Origin of the sequence: Flavobacterium circumlabens (assembly GCF_004345565.1) — a bacterium.
Classification (GTDB): domain Bacteria; phylum Bacteroidota; class Bacteroidia; order Flavobacteriales; family Flavobacteriaceae; genus Flavobacterium; species Flavobacterium circumlabens.
In genome coordinates, this window is the sequence record NZ_SLWA01000002.1 from 693,237 (window position 1) to 712,617 (window position 19,381).

At 38.4% G+C, this 19,381-nt stretch carries 17 protein-coding genes and 1 pseudogene; 2 read left to right on the forward strand and 16 right to left on the reverse strand.

Annotation, left to right across the window (positions count from 1 at the left end):
* Positions 1–48: 48 nt before the first annotated feature.
* From EV142_RS07510 to EV142_RS07520, 3 genes are all read right to left on the reverse strand, one after another.
* Positions 49–1,590: a hypothetical protein gene (locus tag EV142_RS07510; RefSeq protein ID WP_132034074.1), complete on the reverse strand. Its 1,542-nt coding sequence runs from the start codon at positions 1,588–1,590 to the stop codon at positions 49–51.
* A 425-nt stretch (positions 1,591–2,015) separates the two neighbouring features.
* Positions 2,016–2,753 carry a hypothetical protein gene (locus EV142_RS07515; RefSeq protein WP_132034076.1) on the reverse strand — a complete coding sequence of 246 codons (738 nt, stop codon included), beginning with the start codon at positions 2,751–2,753 and terminating at the stop codon, positions 2,016–2,018.
* A 227-nt stretch (positions 2,754–2,980) separates the two neighbouring features.
* Positions 2,981–3,361: a hypothetical protein gene (locus tag EV142_RS07520; RefSeq protein ID WP_132034078.1), complete on the reverse strand. Its 381-nt coding sequence runs from the start codon at positions 3,359–3,361 to the stop codon at positions 2,981–2,983.
* A gap of 336 nt (positions 3,362–3,697) precedes the next feature.
* On the opposite strand from EV142_RS07520, the gene EV142_RS07525 reads away from it, so the two are divergent.
* Positions 3,698–4,726, forward strand: a complete 1,029-nt coding sequence (locus tag EV142_RS07525; RefSeq protein WP_132034080.1) for a rod shape-determining protein — start codon at positions 3,698–3,700, stop codon at positions 4,724–4,726.
* An 89-nt stretch (positions 4,727–4,815) separates the two neighbouring features.
* Here the strand turns inward: EV142_RS07525 and EV142_RS07530 are convergent, their stop codons facing one another.
* Positions 4,816–5,754, reverse strand: a complete 939-nt coding sequence (locus EV142_RS07530) for a ring-cleaving dioxygenase (RefSeq protein WP_132034082.1) — start codon at positions 5,752–5,754, stop codon at positions 4,816–4,818.
* A gap of 316 nt (positions 5,755–6,070) precedes the next feature.
* On the opposite strand from EV142_RS07530, the gene EV142_RS07535 reads away from it, so the two are divergent.
* Positions 6,071–7,660, forward strand: a complete 1,590-nt coding sequence (locus tag EV142_RS07535; protein WP_132034084.1) for a sigma-54 interaction domain-containing protein — start codon at positions 6,071–6,073, stop codon at positions 7,658–7,660.
* Between the two features lie 8 nt (positions 7,661–7,668).
* On the opposite strand, the gene EV142_RS07540 is transcribed toward EV142_RS07535, so the two are convergent.
* The 12 genes and pseudogenes from EV142_RS07540 to EV142_RS07595 all read right to left on the reverse strand — a co-directional run bounded on the left by EV142_RS07540 (position 7,669) and on the right by EV142_RS07595 (position 19,279).
* Positions 7,669–8,286 (reverse strand): TMEM175 family protein, encoded by a 618-nt coding sequence (locus tag EV142_RS07540; RefSeq protein WP_132034086.1) that lies wholly within the window; start codon positions 8,284–8,286, stop codon positions 7,669–7,671.
* A 186-nt stretch (positions 8,287–8,472) separates the two neighbouring features.
* The gene (locus EV142_RS07545; protein WP_132034088.1) at positions 8,473–8,823 is read right to left on the reverse strand and encodes a cupin domain-containing protein; all 351 of its coding nucleotides are present in this window, start codon (positions 8,821–8,823) and stop codon (positions 8,473–8,475) included.
* Entirely contained in the window at positions 8,820–9,443 is a 624-nt protein-coding gene (locus tag EV142_RS07550; protein ID WP_132034090.1) for an alpha/beta hydrolase, read from the reverse strand. Before EV142_RS07550 ends, EV142_RS07545 begins: the two co-directional genes overlap by 4 nt.
* A gap of 190 nt (positions 9,444–9,633) precedes the next feature.
* On the reverse strand, positions 9,634–9,924 hold the full coding sequence (locus tag EV142_RS07555) for a GNAT family N-acetyltransferase (protein WP_132034092.1): 291 nt from the start codon (positions 9,922–9,924) through the stop codon (positions 9,634–9,636).
* Between the two features lie 5 nt (positions 9,925–9,929).
* Positions 9,930–11,288 carry a sigma-54-dependent transcriptional regulator gene (locus tag EV142_RS07560; RefSeq protein ID WP_132034094.1) on the reverse strand — a complete coding sequence of 453 codons (1,359 nt, stop codon included), beginning with the start codon at positions 11,286–11,288 and terminating at the stop codon, positions 9,930–9,932.
* Positions 11,289–11,297: 9 nt separating this feature from the next.
* On the reverse strand, positions 11,298–13,577 hold the full coding sequence (locus EV142_RS07565) for a tetratricopeptide repeat-containing sensor histidine kinase (protein WP_132034096.1): 2,280 nt from the start codon (positions 13,575–13,577) through the stop codon (positions 11,298–11,300).
* Between the two features lie 55 nt (positions 13,578–13,632).
* Positions 13,633–14,295 (reverse strand): YoaK family protein, encoded by a 663-nt coding sequence (locus tag EV142_RS07570; RefSeq protein ID WP_132034098.1) that lies wholly within the window; start codon positions 14,293–14,295, stop codon positions 13,633–13,635.
* A 7-nt stretch (positions 14,296–14,302) separates the two neighbouring features.
* Complete coding sequence (locus EV142_RS07575) at positions 14,303–14,776, reverse strand: Dps family protein (RefSeq protein WP_132034100.1); 474 nt, start codon at positions 14,774–14,776, stop codon at positions 14,303–14,305.
* A gap of 1 nt (position 14,777) precedes the next feature.
* Positions 14,778–15,206 (reverse strand): DoxX family protein, encoded by a 429-nt coding sequence (locus EV142_RS07580; protein WP_132034102.1) that lies wholly within the window; start codon positions 15,204–15,206, stop codon positions 14,778–14,780.
* Between the two features lie 11 nt (positions 15,207–15,217).
* Positions 15,218–17,104, reverse strand: a pseudogene (locus EV142_RS07585) (amidohydrolase).
* 7 nt (positions 17,105–17,111) lie between these two features.
* Positions 17,112–17,873, reverse strand: a complete 762-nt coding sequence (locus tag EV142_RS07590; protein WP_132034103.1) for a M17 family peptidase N-terminal domain-containing protein — start codon at positions 17,871–17,873, stop codon at positions 17,112–17,114.
* Between the two features lie 17 nt (positions 17,874–17,890).
* Complete coding sequence (locus tag EV142_RS07595) at positions 17,891–19,279, reverse strand: alginate export family protein (protein WP_238698668.1); 1,389 nt, start codon at positions 19,277–19,279, stop codon at positions 17,891–17,893.
* Between the last annotated feature and the right edge of the window lie 102 nt (positions 19,280–19,381).

Here is a 19,381-nt window from a genome sequence, read left to right on the forward strand (position 1 = left end):
GACAAAGAAAAACTTCTTTGTCCCATTTTGTATTTGAATATACTATTTTTAATTATCGCAGAAAGAACCAATTTGCTGTAAATGTCTTTCGGTTTGGTATTTATTGAAGTTGTCCCATTTAGGCGGGGAACTTGTTTTTTGTCCGTACATTGCATCCAGGCAAATATTGTTGTCTTTGTATTTGTTATGTAAAACAGCCAGAATTTTAAAGAAAAATTCATCTAGTAATACGATAGCTTCAAACTCTGCTTTTAGTGTATCGAAATTAGAATCTGATGGATTTAATACTTGCAGTAAATCCAGGACTTCTTTCTTTTCCTCTTCATTGATTTCAGTGGCATAACCCATTTTTAAGGTTTTGAAAACCAGATTATTCCAGGCTTTGCTGTCATGTGCCCACTGAACATCAGGGAGGTTTAAAGAATGCTCACAAATAAGTATAATAGAGAAAAGAACGTCATTTAAGTATTCCGCCGGAAACTCGTCAAAACTTCTGAATTCGAAACCGCTCTGGTACATTTTTTCCTGATTAAAATCAAGACCCACTTCAGATAACATTTCATATTCCATGTCAGCTTCAATCTGATCACGCCACCAAACGTTTTCTTCCTTTTCGAATTTCAGTAATTTTCTAAAATCATCTACATTATACGTTAGGATTTTACCTTTTGGCATTGCTTTGTTGTACGTTCCCACACCAATGTAACGCGACATGGCATTTCGCATAGAACCGAGGGTAAACTTTTTATCCAGGCTGTATTTATCACTTATCACGCCCATAATGTCCGGACTTCCAAGAGTGGCTATAAAAAACGGTTCAAACCATTGCAATAAATAAATGGCATTGGCATGTGTTTTTTCAAAATCAGTGTAATCTACAATTCTGCTGTCTTCTGTTAACGACGGTAAAGTGATATGAAAATGGTACGTTCCGTTATTAAACAACACCAGGTTTTCCTGATTCGTCATGAACATATTGAGTCCGTTGTTGTAATCCGGAAAACTTAATTTTCCGTTTAACACAGATGATTCATTGATTTTATCCAGGAATAGTTTTTTAGTCGCTTTTAGTTCTTTGCAAGAATCTGCTATTGTTCTGTTTTCAAAATATTTGGTCACAAATTCAATAGAATCACCATCAAAATGTACAGAGCCCATTGTTTTGTTTCTTTGGGTAATCATACTCTGAATATTGTACGGCTGATCTTCAAGGAAAAGTTCCATGATTGATTTTCCCAGATAGTCAGGATTTTCAGTTGGCTGTGCAATCGCCTCACCAGTTTCGGTATCGATTAATGGTTTTATGGGCGATAATGTTTTGTGCTGATAATTGATATCCAGTTTTTCCAGCGAATGACTGTTCATCATTCGGCTTACTTTATAGTTTTCGTTCAGACCAAAAGCTTTTTTCAAAATAGGTGTTAAGCTTTCCGGTTTGTAACATTTTCTATAGTCGATACTGTATTTCTCAAAACCAATTTTTTCTTGTATAAACTCACCAGAAACTATTAGGGATTCTTCAAATTGCATGTAGGTTTCGTTTTCCAATCCTATTCCCCAATAATATTTTTTTGTCTGATTGTCTTTCATTTATACGTTCTTTCTTTTTTAAGTTATTTTAATTTTAAAGTCATTTTATTCAGAGATATAAATCCAATCTGTTAAAATTAGAGACAGGAAACCTATAACGGATGAAGCATATTGTTGCCTCCATTATAAAAGTTTTTGTTTACTTTTAAGAATATAGGAATTTATATTTTAGAAATTCTGTACTTTTTATCGACTGAAAGAGCAATTAAGAAGTAAAATTCATAATAACGTTATAAATTTACTGTTGTTATTAATCACTTTTGTATCAATAATTTAGGACAGGGAAGAGTCAAAACACCACTTTTGCTATTCCTGTTTTTTCTAGGTTGCAAAAGTAGTTTTTTATTATCGTATTTGCAAGTGGTTAACTTGTTGATAATCAATATTTATTTTTGAATGTGTATACGATTGCAGCAATTGTATTTTTATTCATGATAATAAAACACATAAGACGAATACAATTCATCTGTCCACCAGTCTTTTCTGATTTCCGCAAAGTAATTGTAATTCAGCTTTCCTGCCTGTGACTGCAGCGGATATACTACTACACCATTCTCGCGATAAGCCTTATGCAAATCTGTTTCAGGAACAACAGGAACAATATGTCCGGAAAGTCCTCTTTGTCTTCTTTTGGCGCAAATAATTCCAATGCCGCCGTTAGCATTTACTTTAGTCTGCATTTCATCCACAGAAAACATTCTTTCCCAGCCAAAACTGACTCCCCATTCCAGGAACCAATCGTGTATGGCACTGGAATAAATGCGATCTACGGTTTGTTCAAAAACAGGTTCTACTTCCTGTCCCTGCAAAACTTTTTCCAGGGATTCCGGCGTCCACCAAACGGTTGGGAGGTATACTTTAGAGAAATAGCAATAGTCGTACGAGTAAACATTGCAGTAGGTGTCTTCTACTGTTTTTTGATATCTCAGGTTGGTTTCAACATCCAGTTTGTCAATCAGTCGTGCAATACTTTCTTTTTTAGTCGCAGCATTCGTTAGATCCCTATACGGAATACTGGAATCACCGAGAGGTTTTTCCTTCATTTCCATAGCATCTAATCGGGATCCGGGATCCGGTAACAAATCTACTTTCCTGATCTGACTATTCGGTATTGTATTTTCATCTAAGGGTAACGATGCTACTGATACAGTATGTTTTTCCATCTTGACTGCTTAAAATTAATTGGCTTAACGCTGCTGCATTTATTATTTGTACAGCGTAATTTGGTAAGCCAGCGGGTAAATGTAAGGATTTTAAAATTTCTAAGAGTTTTAGAAAAAGACAAATTACAGAAAAAATAAGGATTAGTTTAATTGTCTTGGCTGTTTTAAATACAAAAAAAGCGTACCGTTGGGTACGCTTTTTACTTTTTTAAATTATCTCTGTTTTGCTAATCTTTGTCCTCTTCTGATTCCTCATCCTCATTGTTAATCACATCGTCATCATCATTTGTAATGGATTCTTCACCCGGAACATTTTCTGCTGTAACGTTTTCCGTGTTTTCAAATTCAGTGTGCTCGTTTTCAAGCTCTTTAATGAATTCCGGTTCATTTTGATACGGATCTTCCTCTCTGGCATAATTATCAGGATCCACCAGTGTATTCTGGTCTATATAATCAGGATCACTCTCTCCAAATTCTGGTGTTGGCTCTGTATGAGCTTGTGCCTTAAAAGGATTTTCGCTTTGAATGTTATTTCCATCAACCAGCGTATTCTGATCGATAAAATCAGGGTCTGTCTGACCGTATTCGTTGTTGTTTTGCTTTTCCATAACGCTGTTTTTAAATTAATTCTATTTTTATAATTGAACTTTTAATGTCCTTTTCCCGAAAGAAATACTGGATTAGCTTTCCTTTTTAAAAGTCGGTATTTTACAAATTTAGGGCAGACCAATCTTGAATGTATTATAGAAAGAGCAGTTATAGTTGCATAATTAATAGGTGGTTGTGTTAAAATTATCTTATAAAGGAAGCCCGGAAATGTCTCAGAGGAAACGCTTCCTGTTAAATACAGGTACGGAGTTGTTAAATTTTATTGTTGTATTCGAATTTTCTTATTTGCAGAGAATAAAACAGCAACAATCAACGTTCTTAAACAAAACTATATTATGGGCTTATTTGATTTTATGATAGTGGAAATAGCTATGGATTTGGGAACAGCGAATACTTTAATAATTTACGACGGAAAAATTGTAGTAGATAGTCCTTCCATTGTGGCCAGGGATATTAGAAACGGGAAGATTATTGCTGTAGGCCAGGAGGCCAGTTTGATGCAGGGTAAGACACATGAGAATATTAAAACGATCCGGCCGCTTAAGGACGGGGTAATCGCAGATTTTGATGCTTCGGAAAAAATGATCAGCTGGTTTATCAAAAATATACCGCAGATCAAGAAAAACTTTTTCACCCCCGCACTTCGAATGGTCGTCTGTATTCCAAGTGGTATTACCGAGGTTGAAATGAGAGCGGTAAAGGAATCCTGCGAACGTGTAAACGGCAAAGAAGTATTTTTAATTCATGAGCCTATGGCCGCTGCAATCGGAATTGGTCTGGACGTGATGCAGCCCAAAGGAAATATCATCGTTGATATTGGAGGAGGAACTACGGAAATTGCGGTTATTGCTCTTGGAGGCATAATTTGCGATAAATCGATAAAGATTGCCGGAGATGTTTTTACCAATGATATCTTGTATTATATCAGAACACACCATAATTTATATATTGGTGAAGGTTCTGCAGAACGCATAAAAATTGAGGTGGGTGCTGCAACGGAGGATCTTGAGGATGCTCCCGAAGATATAACAGTTCGCGGAAGGGATTTGCTAACTGGAAAACCCAAAGAGGTCAAAGTTTCGTTCCGGGAAATTGCAAAAGCTCTGGATAAGTCCATACAGCGAATTGAAGATGCTATTATGGTAACGCTTTCAGTGACACCACCGGAGCTGGCTGCAGACATTTACAATACGGGATTGTACCTTGCAGGAGGAGGCGCCATGCTGCGTGGTCTTGACAAAAGGCTGTCCCAAAAGACAGAATTACCGGTTTATATTGCAGAAGATCCTTTAAGAGCTGTTGTGAGAGGTACAGGTATTGTGTTAAAAGATATCGTTAAATATAAAAGTGTACTGGTGAAATAAGAAACAGTTTTCAGTCGCAGTTTACAGTCTCAATATAAACTGAAAACTGCGACTGTGACTGAATACTGAAAACTGAGACTAAAAAAGAATTAATTAATCTTCACCAGATGCGCTTCAATTGCAGCTCGGTCTGATTCATATTGTGCCGGAAGTTTTAAATTCTGACCTAATTCTTCTAAGCTTTCATCAACGGTAAAACCGGGATTTTCGGTAGCGATTTCAAACAAAACTCCGCCTGGTTCTCTAAAGTACAAAGAGTGAAAATACTGTCTGTCGATTTGTGGTGTTATGGATAATCCGTAAGCTTCGATTTTTTCACGGAAGTGCATTAAAATTTCATCATTCTGCACTCGGAAAGCCACGTGGTGAACAGATCCGTTGGCTACATGACCGCGTTTTTCTTCTGCCAGTTCTACAAGGTCAACAATAGCAGCATTTTCTACAGTGTCTGTTGCGTAACGGTAACGGTTTACCTCCTGGTCAATCAATTTATATCCAAATATATCGGTTAAGATGGCAGCAGTAGCTTTGATACTGTTTAAAGTCAGTGTGATGTTATGAAAACCTTTTGTTGCGACATCGGCTTTTACTTCGTCAGTTTCCCAGGGTTTTCTGTTATCATCTGTTTTAGATTCGATTAACTCTAATTTTAGTCCGTCCGGATCTAAGAAAGTCAAATATTTTTCACCGAATTTTTCAGCAGGTTTATTGTAAATTACATTGTATTTTTCAAAACGTTGCTGCCAGAAATCAAGACTTCCTTTTGGTACGGAATAGCCAATTTCTGTTGCCATTCCGGAACCTTTTCTTCCTTGCTGGATTCCTTCTCCCCAAGGGAAAAAAGTTAAGATGGTTCCGGCACTACCCACCTCGTCACCAAAGTAAAAGTGATACGTTCCCGGATCATCAAAGTTGACTGTTTTTTTAATGAATCTTAATCCTAATACGTTGGCGTAAAAGTTGAAATTACGTTTCGCGTCACCTGCAATTGCAGTAATATGGTGTAAGCCTAAAATTTTATTTTCCATGGTTTCTATTGATATTAAATTGTTATTGATTTTCTTTTACAAATTTACGTCCGTTATGCCTCATCATCGATTAACCTAGATTAAGAAATAAAAACGCGATCTTTTTTAAATCTGACCAATACTAACCAAATAACATTCCGTTTGTTTTAAGGTGTTGCTAATTAGTAAATTACATGCTTGTTGTACGTTTTTAATTATACGATATATCGTAATTTTATGCGGAGTATATGCTTTATTTCAAAAATCGATAGTAATTTAATTAGTTCTATTTCTTAAATTTACCCTGTTACGACCTAATACCACACCAATCACTACTATGGAAAAGCCTACAGATCCGACTGCAGTTATCATGAACCGGCTGCAGGAAAGAGAAAGAGAACAGATTTTGATTCTGTCGATCTGCAAGGCGCTTTCGGAAGCAGAAACCAAAGAAGAATTTCACTTTGTTGTAAGCGATTTGTTAAAAGAGCATCTTTCTTTTGAAGATTTTATTTTTGCTTTTTCCAATGAAGCCGAAACGGCCTATGAAATTTTCTATCAATTGACAGCACCAAAAACACAAGACAACAAGACCTATTCTACAGCAGATGGTTTTTTTGACGCTTGTGCCAACAATGCCGATACCGTTATTTTTGATTTAAAAGCCTTAACGGAACGGAAAAATAACATTCCGGACTATCTTCATTCCATAAATACCAAAGGTTTTAAAAACGGAATCGGAATTTGTCTTCCGTATAGTAAAGGAAGCAGAAATGTACTTTTTCTTTTCTTTAGAAATACCACCGCTTTTACCAGAGAATCCAATCGCATTATTCGGGGTATCGCGACTCAGTTTTCCATTACTTTCCGCAATCTCAAAATGACGGAGCGGTACGAAAGCAATTTAGCCGAATTGATACGGCTGAAAAGTACTCCTGAACTAAAAAAAGTACCTGTAAAAAAGGAAGAACCTCAGGGCTTTTATGGAATTGTAGGGAAAAGCGAAGCTATGCAACAGGTATACGAATTGATTCAGCAGGTTGCAGCGTCGTATTCGACCGTTTTGATTTTTGGCGAAACCGGAACCGGAAAAGAACTGATTGCAAGTGCGATTCATCAGTTGTCTTTGGTTTCTAATGAAAAAATAGTGAGAGTCAATTGTGCCTCGATTCCGGAAAACTTAATAGAAAGTGAATTATTCGGACATGAAAAAGGCGCTTTTACAGGCGCTACGGAAGTGAGAATCGGTAAATTCGAACAGGCCCATAACGGCACTATTTTTCTGGATGAAATAGGGGAGCTGCCTTTGGAATTGCAGGGCAAACTGCTACGGGTTTTGCAGGAGAAAGAAATAGAACGAATTGGCGGTAAAAACACCCTGAAAGTAAATGTTCGGGTCATTGCCGCGACCAACAGATTACTGGAAAAAGAGGTTGTCGAAGGCCGTTTCAGAAGTGATTTGTATTATCGCCTTAATGTATTCCCGATTGCGCTGCCGGCTCTGCGGGATCGTCCGGAAGATATTGAACTATTGGGGAATTTTTTCCTCGAAAAGCATTCGCAGAAAAACGGCAAAAAAGTCAAGGGCTTTTCTAAAAAAGTAATAAACAGCATGACCGCCTATGCCTGGCCCGGAAATGTCAGGGAACTCGAAAATATGGTAGAGAGAGGCACCTTATTTGCCAAAGAGGAAATGATAAAAGAAATGAGTTTCCCCGAAATTTTTAAAACAGAATCTACGATTTCCGAAACGGATTTTTATATCAAAACGCTGCAGGAAGTAGAGAAGGAGCACATTCTGAAAGTTGTACAAAAATGCGGCGGGAGAATTTCAGGACCGCAGGGCGCTGCCGTTTTATTAGATTTGCCCGGAACTACACTAATTTCGAAAATGCAGAAACTGGGGATCAAAAAAGGACATTTTTAGGTTGATTGCTATTCCTGCGCCATATTTATTTTCCCTGAAGAAACAGCCCAAAAAATTAATAAAAGCATACAGATTGCCAAAGCAATGACAGGAAACCGGAATGAAATACCAAATGCAATTAGATAGGTTGGCAGTCCGTACAAATAATTTTTCCTGATTTTTCGGATGGCCGAATTGGTAATTCCGGGACGCAATAGTTTTTTGTTGGTACTCGCGATAAACCACAAAAGATTGTACGAAAGATTGATCAGTACAAAGATTCCGGTATAAATCGCAACAGCAACAGAAGCAGCTTCTCCGTTGAAAAATCGTGCCAGTAAAGCGGTCGGATACGATACGGTGGTAACCAGAAAAAGAATCAGGCCGTTGGCAAACATGATGGCTGTATTGCGACTGTAAATCTGCTTGAAAATTTTATGATGGTTGACCCACATGATAAAAATACTGAAAAAAGAAAGCGTAAAAGCCAAATAGGTGGTCCATTCGCCTTTTAGAAAAGCAAGCAGTTCAGCACCGTTTTTTACTGCAGTGGTGTCCGGAGCATGAAGATCCAAAACCAAAAGCGTAATGGCAATGGCGAAGACGGCATCACTGAAATTCTCGATTCTTACGGTTTCTTTTTCCATTTTATGATTTTAACTTGTTGTGTAATTTAATTAAAACAGACAGAAATGTATTTCTAAATCTATGTGATTTTCTTTTTCACGCAGATTTAGCAGATTTAGCGGATTTTTTTAATCTGTTTAATTCTTTAATCTGTGGCTATCTATCCCTCTTTCAGATTTTTTAATCGGTAACTATTTATTTTAAAATTAAAGTTTTATAAAAATTGATTTTCGAAGTTTCGGTTCGATGTTTTTTGTCTTGTGGCCCTTTCCGGTCGTGTCTTCCACTAATAAAATGGATCCTGTTTCAAAATTTCTTTTTTCTCCTAATGAAGTTTCAATTTCAACGCCTCCTTCCAGTAAAACAATATACTGGCGGTCGGGCGCATTATGAAAATCGTAATCGTAAGCAGGTTTGACTTCTCTGAAAACGATCGATTTTACCGGTTCATCATCAGATAAAAAGCCAATATCACCGTTGTTTTTCAACGGCACTTCGAAGTCTTCAAAATGACTTTCGCCATTCTCATCGCTATAGACTCTGGTAATTTGTATCATGATTTTTTAGAGAATACAAGTTGGTTGGCCAGATCAATTTCGTCCTGACTTATGGTGTGTCCCATATTAGCATAGATTTTTTTGGTAACAGCTGCTCCTAACTTTTTAAGTAGTGCTTCAGATTCATTGACTCTTTCGACCGGAACGTGAAAATCAGGATCGCTTGTTCCGATGAAAATGGGTGTGTTTTCAAAGTTTCCGGCATAATGCTCTTCGTATACTTTATCACCGATAAGTCCGCCTGTAAAAGCCACCACACCGCCATATTTGGCAGCATTTCTGGCTGTAAATTCTAAGGCAAGACAGGCTCCCTGGGAAAATCCAAGAAAGTAAATGTTTTCCTTTTCAATTCCGTTTTGCTGAACGGCGACAACTACCTGATGAATGGTGTCTAACGATTTTGAAAAAGAAGGTTCATTCTCAGCAATTGGTACCAAAAACGAATACGGATACCACGTTCTGTTTTCGGCCTGAGGTGCTATCAGGACAAAATCTTCCACCTCCAGATGTCTTGCAATCGAAAGGATATCATGTGCGCCTGCACCACGGCCGTGAATCATGATCAGGGCTTTTTTGGCTTCATTTAAAGGTACACCGTCTGTTATAATTTCTGTATTCATGAGCTTTATTTTTTAATTAATAAGTGGTAATGAAATTTTTTTCCCGCAGATTCAGCAGATTGGGCAGATTTTTTTGCCTTCAATCGTTTATCGCGATAGCTATCGGGAGTGGTATTTCACAATCTTGTCATTTCGACGGAGGAGAAATCTCCGTAAGTAAATCCGTAATGAAAACCCAATCAGGAAATAATTATTTTTTCCAGATGTCTTCATATTCATCCGGATGTCTTTTGAATTGTGCGTGAACGTAAGGACAAAGCGGCAGCACTTTTAGATGATTGGCACGTACATAAGAAACCATTTCCTCCAGCAGTTTTTTGGCATAGCCTTTTCCTTCGGCTTCCGGTTCAACTCCGGTATGGTAAACCGTTAGTAAATCGTCTTTGATGCTTACAGTCATTTCGCCCAGTTTTTTATCATCGACATACAGATTGAAAGCTCCGTGTTTTTTCTCGTCTAATTCCAGTTTTATTGTTTCCATATCTTTTAATTATATCCTTGTTTTATATCTAATTTTTTCATTTTTGCATACAAAGTCTGAGGCTGCATTTTCAGCAATTCTGCTGCACCGCCCGGTCCGGAAACTTTTCCGTCGCAGATTAGCAGTGCATTCAGGATGTGTTCTTTTTCCATTTCTTCCATAGATTTCATTTTTCCGGACTGTTCCTGTAACGGATTTGAAGGATGGGAAGGAAGATCAAATTTTTCGATTTCATTGGTTTTGGCCAATAATACATTTCTTTCGATCAAATGTTCTAATTCGCGAATATTTCCCGGCCAGTCGTATTGCATCAGTTGTTCTAAAGCGGAAGGACTAATACCGGTGACATTTTTTCTTGAATTTGAGGCGTATTTCTTTAGAAAATAATGGGCAAGAGCTTCAATATCTTCTTTTCGTTCTTTTAAAGTGGGTAACTGAATTGGAAATACGTTTAGCCTGTAATACAAATCCAGCCTGAAACGCCCTTCGGCAACTTCTTTTTCTAAAGAACGGTTGGTTGCGGCGACAATACGGACATTGATTTTGATGGTTTTATTTCCTCCAAGCCGCTGGATTTCTTTTTCCTGCAGCACCCGTAATAATTTTACCTGGGAATCTAAGGGTAATTCACCAATTTCATCCAGAAAAATAGTACCGTTATGGGCCTGTTCAAACTTTCCGATTCGTAAAGTATTGGCTCCTGTAAAAGAACCTTTTTCATGCCCGAAAAGTTCTGATTCTATGAGGGAATGGGGCAAAGCAGCACAATTGACCACCACAATTGGATTCGATTTATGAGCCGAAAGATCGTGTATCGAATGTGCTACACGTTCTTTTCCGGTACCGCTTTCACCCAGAATCAATACTGAGGTTTCGGCAGGGGCTACAATTTTTATTTTTTCGATTACTTCTTTCAAAAGAGGACTTGTTCCGATAATGCCGTCAATTTCCTGATTTTCGGTTTCGGTCTGAAGCGCTGTAAATGTTCCGTTTTCCTGATCAAATCTGTATTTGGCAATATCGAGCATGACCATAAGATCTCTTTCCCGGAATGGCTTCACCATAAACCCATACGGATGTGTTGCTTTTACGGCTTCAAGTGTCGTCTGATTGGTATTGGCGGAAATGTACAGAAAAGGCAATTGCATTTCGCGCAGTTCCCAGGCCAGGTCAATTCCGGTCAGATCCCCTTTTAGCATGATATCCAGTAATACCCAATCCGGTCTTTTTTCGCCGATTAATTTTCGGGCCTGTACCACAGAAGAAGCAATACCGGTTACCTGATAACCCGCTTTGAGCAGCATGATTTTTAAATCGTTTGCTACAATAAATTCATCTTCAACAATTAGAATTTTCTCCTTCATTACCTAAATTTATATTATTTCAGAATTTTCAACAGCCCCTTCAAATTCCGTGTTTCTTGTAAATGTGATTGTGATGGTGAGCCCATTCTCATTTTCCATGTTAAAAGTGCCGTCAATCTGATCGCTTAAACCAATCATAAGATTCATGCCCAGAGAATTTCTTTCGAGCGTTTCAAAATGGTCCGGAAGTCCAACTCCGTTATCCTTAACGATAAGCTGATAGTCGTTTTTTTTCATATTTTGAAGCGAAATAAGTACCTCTCCTTTTCTTTCTAACGGGAAAGCATATTTAATAGCATTATTGATTGCTTCGTTTATGATTAATCCAAGTGGTACTGCCTGTGCCACATCCAGATATACTTTTTCGGTGTTTAAAACAAAATTGATGTTTTGATCGGTATCAAAACATTCTTTCATATAGCTGATCAGTTCATGAATATACCACGACATATCTATATTCGCCAGATTATCCGACTGATATAATTTTTGATGGATCAGTGACATCGCATGCATTCGGTGCTGGCTGTTTTGTATGGCCAGTAAAGCATCTTCGTTATCCAGATAAGCCGATTGTGTGTTTAATAAACTAATCACAATCTGAAGGTTATTTTTAACACGATGGTGAATTTCTTTTAAAAGCCATTCTTTTTCAATCAGCATTTTTTTGTTCAGTTCGTTCTGTTCATTAATCTGTTGTCGCTGAATTTCCAGCTCTTCGTTCTTTTTCTTTTTGGACCTGAAGCTGTTGTATAAAAACGCTAAGAAAAGGATTAAGACCAAAACGCTTCCTATAAAAACATAGCGTATAATCTGATCGTTATGAATTTTTATTTCCTGTAATTTTCCCTGCTGTGTGAGCAGTTTAATGTTTTTGTCTTTTTTTTCTGTTTCAAATTGAAGCTGCAATGCTGCGGACTGTTTCAGTTTTTCCACGTTAAAAAGAGAATCTCTCAGGAGTTGATGTTTCTGCAAATGTTTTATGGCAGATTCGTATTTTTTGCTGGCATGATCGGATTGAAAAGACAAGAGTTCAACCTGAGAATAAAGAATAAGCTTATTCGATTTTTTAGCAAATTCCCTGAATTTTTCAATGTAGGCATACGTTTTTTCTACCTGCCCGGATTGTTGTAAATAAATGATAATTCCGGTAAGTTTATAAGCAAGACCGACATTCGATTCCTTATAATCTTTTAGTATCTGCTCATAATAAGGCTTAGCTTTATCCAGTTGTTTAAGCATAGAATAGCAGACTACAAATATAAACCGCTGTCTTATTCTGGTAACCTCATCTTGCGGGGGATAATCCGTGGCAGTTCGTTTAAGCGTGCGCAATGCTTCATGATAATTTTTTTGCTGGCAGTACAATGATGCCAGATTGTAACTTATTGTATTAATGTCACTTACGTTTTTATTCTCTAACGCAATATTCAGCGCTTTTTCAAAATTAGAAAAGGCTAAGTCATATTTGAGAAGATCATAATAAGCAAGGCCAAGATGATTGTAAATGGTACACAGCTGATAACTGGTATCGTGAGTTTCTTCGGCTGTTTTTTCTGCCATTAATGCATATTGCAATGATAGTTGCGTGTTTTGTAAAATCCCGTAATTGTCTGACATTAATGTATAGACACCCTGAAGGGCTTTGAAACCAATAGCTTTATAAATAACAACTGCATTTTCTAAATGCACTAATGCTTTTTGATTTTCTTCTATACTTCCGTAATAATCGCCAAGATCTTTTAAAGCATCTGCCTGTTTTTTGTAAGCCTTGCCTTTTTTATAAAGCGGAATTGCGATTTCAAGATATTTTATTTTTTCTTCCACATCCTCTTTTTCATAACCTTTGTAAGCACAAAGCTCTCTGTAGACATCTGCTTTTAGAACGGGTAAATTGTTTTTTATCGAATAGGCCAAAGCTTTATTCGTAATAATTTGTGCTTTTTTAGCATCGCCTTTTTCCCTGCAAATTTGTGCGGACAACAGAATTGCTTTTCCTTTTCCGAGTTTATAATCTAAGCTGTTGCTTAATTTTTCTGCTTCAAAATTTAAATTATCTGCACTGTCAAGATCTGTTTTAAACTCTCCCGGTTTGGTAAGATAATAATTGCTCAAAGCCAAAAGGAATTCGACCTTTTGGCTGTTATTTTCAGCGGAAGCAATTTTCTTTTTTAGTTGATCGGGATCTTCCTTAGACTGGGCAATTCCGGAAATGCCTGTAAGTACAAACAAGAAGGCTGTAGATAAGCTTCTTATGTGTTTTTTGACAGAAATAAAAGGGATAAAATTCATTTTTTAAAGATAATATATTATCAGAAATCCGCAACTCTATATCCGGGTTTGTTTACTATTCGCGGTGGTAGAGGTAACATATAATCATGGCTGCTCCGGGCAAAACCAAAGTCCCCAAACCGAAAAACTTTCCTGCAACTGCCCCTAAAAAACAGCCCGTAAGAAAACCGATTATGGTAACCAGCTGTTTCTTAAAACTGAGCAGTACTTCGGCCTCTTTTAATCCATTTTTCAATAAGTTTCCGAGGTCAAGAGAGGCTTGCGTTACATTTCCGGTCATCATGGTGGTCGGACCGTGCGTTTCTTTGGCATACAATTTTCCGAAAGCATTCTGCAGTCCCATTGCAAATACGGTTGTCATCGCAATAGTATACATGGCCCATTCGGAAAAAAAATCAAAGTAACCCAAAACGTAGGTAGCAATACCGCTTAAAACCAATATAATACCTTCCCAAAATAAGATAGTGTAATGATTGATACTTTTTAAGGCAATTCTTCCTCCCACAATTACAGCCAGAATGAAAACCGGAAAAGTCAGTAGTTTTACCCAAGCGTGCAGGTCTGAGCCTTTGATAATCTGATAGGCAAAGACAATAAAGTTACCCGTAACATGCGCCGAAAAGATCGAGTCTGCCGCCACAAAAGTTACGGTATCGCAATACCCTGCTATCATGGTGAGCAGCAGGGTAACATACCAAATATTTTTTTGTATTTCCATAATTTGTTTATTTGAGGTGGGCGCGAAGCATCCAGGCCATTTTTTCGTGATTTTCTAAAAGACCCGTGATATAATCACTGGTTCCGGCATCGTGCAATTCTGCAGCAAAATTGTTGATGTTCTCGCGTAAGTGAATTAAAATGCTTTCGTGATCGGCCAATAATTCTTTGATATATCCGGTACTGTCATTTTTCTCTCTGGATTCTTCGGTAAGATGAGTCAATGCCAGATATTCTTTAAGGGTTCCGGGAGCGTAATGGCCTAAAGTTCTGATTCGTTCTGCAACGGTATCTACAATTTCGTCAAGCGCTTCGTATTGCTGTTCGAAGAAAAGGTGTTTGTTGTAAAAGTCAGGACCTTCAACATTCCAGTGTGCTTTTTTTGTTTTTGTATAAAGTACAAATTCGTCTGCAAGAACTTTGGTTAATACCTCTGCTACTTTGGAGATGCTTTCTTGTTTAATTCCGATGTTGGCTTTCATTTTAAAGAAGGTTTAATAAATAATAATCAAGTGAATATTTTCCGGCACCAAGTGCCAAAATTAATAATAGGGACAGGGTGTACATATAAGGAACATCACGTACTTCGAGTGAATCTTTTCTGTGCACCACAAAATAACCTACGGCTGTAACCCCAATGGTTGGCAATACGGCAAATCTTGTACCGATGCCCAGAATAATAAGAAACGGCACTACCGTATCGGAGAAAGTGGCCACCAATGCGTTTAACTTTTGAGGTAAATGCAACGGATTTGGAACCTGTTCTCTTTGTCCGTTTTCAACCCTGAATTTTTTCATTCCGTGTACCCTGAAAAGTTCAACAGCCAGTAAAACCCTAAAAATTAAAAGTGCTGCATTATTGAATGTTGTTCCTAAATCGGAATACAGGATTTGTTTTATAATTTCGATCATATCTTTACAATTTAAAAGGCAAAACAGGAACAGCCCAGGGCGCCCCAAAATGCGTTATAGTTATTAACCGGAACATTGCTCATTCGGGCAACATCGTGACTGTGAGCGTGAACATCGCAGCTTCCGCTGCAACTGTGTATCTGAGAAGTCAGACTTGGTTTTGCAGTTGCTTTTGAATTCTTTTCGATAGCGCTCTGCAAATTGCTTCTGGTTGGATATCCGTTGTAAATATTGGTAGGCGACCAGTCCGGCAGAATCGGAATATGTGGTGGTGAAAACGAAGAGAAATCTCCGTTGGCATACACAATTTTTCCATCGACAATGGTCAGATCAGCTTCAATTTTTTTAATGTCTTCATCGTCGATATTAAAATAATCACGGTCTAAAACCACCAAATCTGCAAACATTCCGGTTCTGATATCTCCTTTTTTGGCTTGTTCCTGAGAGAACCAGGCACTTCCTCTGGTGTACAATTCCAAAGCAGTTTCCCTGCTTAACCGACTTTCATTATACAATTGCAAACCTCCAACCGTTTTTCCGACCGTCATCCAGTACATAGAAACCCACGGATTGTAACTGCTTACTCGTGTCGCATCAGAACCTCCGCCAACAGGTACTTCCATTTCAAGCATTTTCTTGATCGGCGGCGTGTTTTAGGCTGCTTTTGCGCCGTAGCGGTCTGTGAAATATTCGCCCTGATACGCCATTCTGCTTTGTACGGCGATACCGCCGCCCAGATTTTTGACACGTTCGATATTTCTTTCGTCAATCGTTTCGGCATGATCAAATATCCACGGTAATCCGTTAAACGGAATTTCCTGATTGATTTTTTCGAAGACATTTAAAAATCTGGTGATACTTTCGTTGTAAGTCGCGTGAAGTCGGAACGGCCAGCGATTTTCAACCAAAAGGCGCACTACTTTTTCGAGTTCCGCTTCCATATTTTCAGGAAGATCCGGTCTTGGCTGCAGGAAATCTTCAAAATCGGCAGCTGAGAAAACCAACATTTCACCGGCACCATTATGACGGTACATATCGTCTCCCTGATGTAATTTTACGGTATCGATCCAGTCTTCGAAATCTTCAAATTCGTGTTTTGGTTTTTGTGTGAAAAGATTATAGGCAATTCTAACGGTAAGCTGTTTCTTTTCATTCAATTCATTCACTACTTTGTAATCGTCCGGAAAATTCTGAAATCCGCCGCCTGCATCAATAACACTGGTGATTCCGAAACGGTTCAGTTCTTTCATGAAATGACGTGTCGAATTAATCTGATGTTCATAAGAAAGTGTAGGACCTTTTGCCAAAGTCGAATACAAAATCATGGCATTTGGAGTCGCAATAATAAGTCCGGTTGGTTCACCATTCGAATCGCGTTCAATTTGCCCTCCGGGAGGAGCGGGCGTATTTTTAGTATAACCCACTGCTCTTAACGCCGCTCTGTTCATAATCGCCCTGTCGTACAAATGCAGAATAAAAACCGGAGTTTCGGGAGCAATCGCATTGATTTCTTCTAAAGTAGGCATTCTTCGTTCCGCAAATTGAAATTCAGACCAGCCGCCAACCACACGAACCCATTGCGGGTTTGGCGTTCGGTCTACCTGTTCTTTCAACATTCTGAGGGCATCTGCAAGAGAAGGGACACCATCCCAGCGTAATTCTAAATTATAGTTTAGGCCGCCACGGATCAAATGAATGTGTGAATCGTTAATTCCCGGAACCACTCTTCTGTTCTGAAGATCGATTATTTTGGTTTCTTCAGCTGCAAATTCCATTACATTGCTGTCATTTCCCACTGCAATAAACTTCCCGTCTTTGATGGCTACTGCCGTAACATTTGGAGTTTCGGCGTTGAAACTATGAATTTTGCCGTTGAATAAAATTAGATCTGCTTTCATAGTTCCGTTATTTAGAGTTAAGCGTCGCAATGGCTTCTTTAATTCCTTCTCCTGCAACCGTATAAAATGCCGGTCCCGCAAGCAAAGTGATTTTACTTAAAGGCTTGTGATCGGATAATTTTTTATCTTTCAGATAGGTTTGTGTTCTGTAGGCTTCAAATGAACCTAAAACTACATTTGTTGCCACTAAAGCGGTTGGAGAATCGATTCCGGCATCTTTGATATCGCTTGCAAAGGAGTAATCGCTTACCCCCAGGCGTAATGCTTCGCGCATCGCAACACTTCCCACACTGATCATTAAGTCCGGTGTGAATTTAGTGCGGTCACCCAGACCGATAAGCAATAATTTTTTGGCAGCCAAAGTTCCTTTTGGAGGCGTGATCAATAAAGTCTCCAATGAATGTCCTGTAAATTTGCCGCTTTTGCGTAATTCGGTAATAATCCCTTTTAAGGCATCATCTAAATGTACCATTCCGTTTAGGTTCGCAGGAAGGGCAGGAGGGTTGAAGATGTCCCCTTCTGTATATTCAAAAACACAGGCCACCTGTAGTTCTGCTTCAGCAGAAGAAGGGCCCTGAACCAGTCCGTTTATGGCAACATTGTCTACTTTTCCCCAGGTAATAGTCGTTCCAAGCGCAGCCATTTTGGTTTCAGGAGCAGTTTGGGCGAAAGTTATATTGGTGAATGAACCGGCAAATAAAAATGTGATCAAAAGAAACAGAGAAAAATATCTAAGTCTGCAGTTGTTGAAAATTGCTATGTTTTTCATAGTTATAAATTTAGTTGTTAAAATTTAAATCCGAGTCTGGCGTTAAAAAACACACCGTCTTTGGAATTTGGAATTATGTCATCGATAAAAGCCCCGGTTTTAAAATACTGAATCCCGCTGACCACCGAAATATATTTGTTGACGCTATACGAAAAATTGGCAAGATAAGCGGTCCCGATATAACGTTCTGCCGAAGCACTTCCGGGAAGGTTTAAAGTACCGCTTGGCCTGTAAACACCGTCCTGCAGTGAATATCTCCAGTTAAAAACCACATCGACCTGCATCTTTAGCTGTGGCAGTAAATCTATAGTAGCGTAGGGATGAATATCGATCAGGTTTACCGGACCCACCTGCGGACTAAAACCAAAATAACCTCCTTTTGGATACAACGGATTGAACGTTTGCAGGTTGCCATTGCCTTTATTTCGATCTCCGGAGATATAGTCGTTTCGAAGATTGATCGTGGGTTTGAATTTTAAGTTTTCGAAAGAATAACCTACATCAACCGATCCTGTCCAGGCGTTGATATTTCCGGAACCAAAACTCCCAAATTGATACGCAGCTTCGAGATTATAAATAAAACCACCGCCGTATTTCCAGAATCGGGAGCCTACAGTATGTCGTTTTTCGCACGCCATTCCTTCTTCAAACAGCGATTCTTTTCTTTGGATTCCGAGATAATAAAGATCCAGATTTCCAGCTTTCGGGAATATTATTTTCGAATAAGCGCCCCAAAGATTCAATTGTTTCGACATTTTATTGTCAAAAACTCCGGTGTTTATGGTATCGACCATCATGGCAAATCCGTCAATTGAGAATCGGGCAGAAGAATACATTATTTTTCCTCCTGTAAAGTAAAGCCTGGCATTTGGTCCTTCTCTTACCGAAATCAATCTTCCGGAACCATAATCAAGTTCTTGTCTTCCGGTACGAATGATTAGTTTTTGATCTTCTTTCTGCCATACACTGACATCCAGAAAAAGATTCTGTACATTCAGCTGATCTTCGTCAATACCACGCGGACCGTTGCTTCTTCCGTCCTGCAAGGCACTTCTTAATTGGGCAAATACTCTGAAGGTTTTTCCTAAATGAATATCGGCATGAAGATCGTAGCGCTGCAATAAGAAGTTGTTGTGACCAATATGGAGTCTTCCCCAGTCTTCATTGTTGAAATCAACGTATTCATATCGGGCTTCCCCTCCAAGAGAGAGATAAAAATCCTTCTCTTTGTTCAGGGGAATAAATTTTAAATTCTCATAAAAATTTCTGCCTGAATCTTTTAGGAATTCGTAGTTTTCGTCATAGCGCAAAAGTTTAAAATTTTGTGCCGATGCCATGCTTCCAATCAATAGAAAAGACAGCATAATTGCCCTGATGTTTTGCGATATGGATTTTATTGAAGTCAAAATAGTTTTCAGTTTACAGTTTACGGTTTACAGTTTATAGTTTATAGTTTTCAGTCTGCAGTTCACTAATACTGTTTATTGTAAACTGCGACAGCGACTGCG

Excerpts from the sequence above, each read along its gene's own strand:
- EV142_RS07510 (WP_132034074.1), bottom strand. The coding sequence starts at position 1,590 with ATGAAAGACAATCAGACAAAAAAATATTATTGGGGAATAGGATTGGAA.
- EV142_RS07515 (WP_132034076.1), bottom strand. The coding sequence starts at position 2,753 with ATGGAAAAACATACTGTATCAGTAGCATCGTTACCCTTAGATGAAAAT.
- EV142_RS07520 (WP_132034078.1), bottom strand. The coding sequence starts at position 3,361 with ATGGAAAAGCAAAACAACAACGAATACGGTCAGACAGACCCTGATTTT.
- EV142_RS07525 (WP_132034080.1), top strand. The coding sequence starts at position 3,698 with ATGGGCTTATTTGATTTTATGATAGTGGAAATAGCTATGGATTTGGGA.
- EV142_RS07530 (WP_132034082.1), bottom strand. The coding sequence starts at position 5,754 with ATGGAAAATAAAATTTTAGGCTTACACCATATTACTGCAATTGCAGGT.
- EV142_RS07535 (WP_132034084.1), top strand. The coding sequence starts at position 6,071 with ATGGAAAAGCCTACAGATCCGACTGCAGTTATCATGAACCGGCTGCAG.
- EV142_RS07540 (WP_132034086.1), bottom strand. The coding sequence starts at position 8,286 with ATGGAAAAAGAAACCGTAAGAATCGAGAATTTCAGTGATGCCGTCTTC.
- EV142_RS07545 (WP_132034088.1), bottom strand. The coding sequence starts at position 8,823 with ATGATACAAATTACCAGAGTCTATAGCGATGAGAATGGCGAAAGTCAT.
- EV142_RS07550 (WP_132034090.1), bottom strand. The coding sequence starts at position 9,443 with ATGAATACAGAAATTATAACAGACGGTGTACCTTTAAATGAAGCCAAA.
- EV142_RS07555 (WP_132034092.1), bottom strand. The coding sequence starts at position 9,924 with ATGGAAACAATAAAACTGGAATTAGACGAGAAAAAACACGGAGCTTTC.
- EV142_RS07560 (WP_132034094.1), bottom strand. The coding sequence starts at position 11,288 with ATGAAGGAGAAAATTCTAATTGTTGAAGATGAATTTATTGTAGCAAAC.
- EV142_RS07565 (WP_132034096.1), bottom strand. The coding sequence starts at position 13,577 with ATGAATTTTATCCCTTTTATTTCTGTCAAAAAACACATAAGAAGCTTA.
- EV142_RS07570 (WP_132034098.1), bottom strand. The coding sequence starts at position 14,295 with ATGGAAATACAAAAAAATATTTGGTATGTTACCCTGCTGCTCACCATG.
- EV142_RS07575 (WP_132034100.1), bottom strand. The coding sequence starts at position 14,776 with ATGAAAGCCAACATCGGAATTAAACAAGAAAGCATCTCCAAAGTAGCA.
- EV142_RS07580 (WP_132034102.1), bottom strand. The coding sequence starts at position 15,206 with ATGATCGAAATTATAAAACAAATCCTGTATTCCGATTTAGGAACAACA.
- EV142_RS07590 (WP_132034103.1), bottom strand. The coding sequence starts at position 17,873 with ATGAAAAACATAGCAATTTTCAACAACTGCAGACTTAGATATTTTTCT.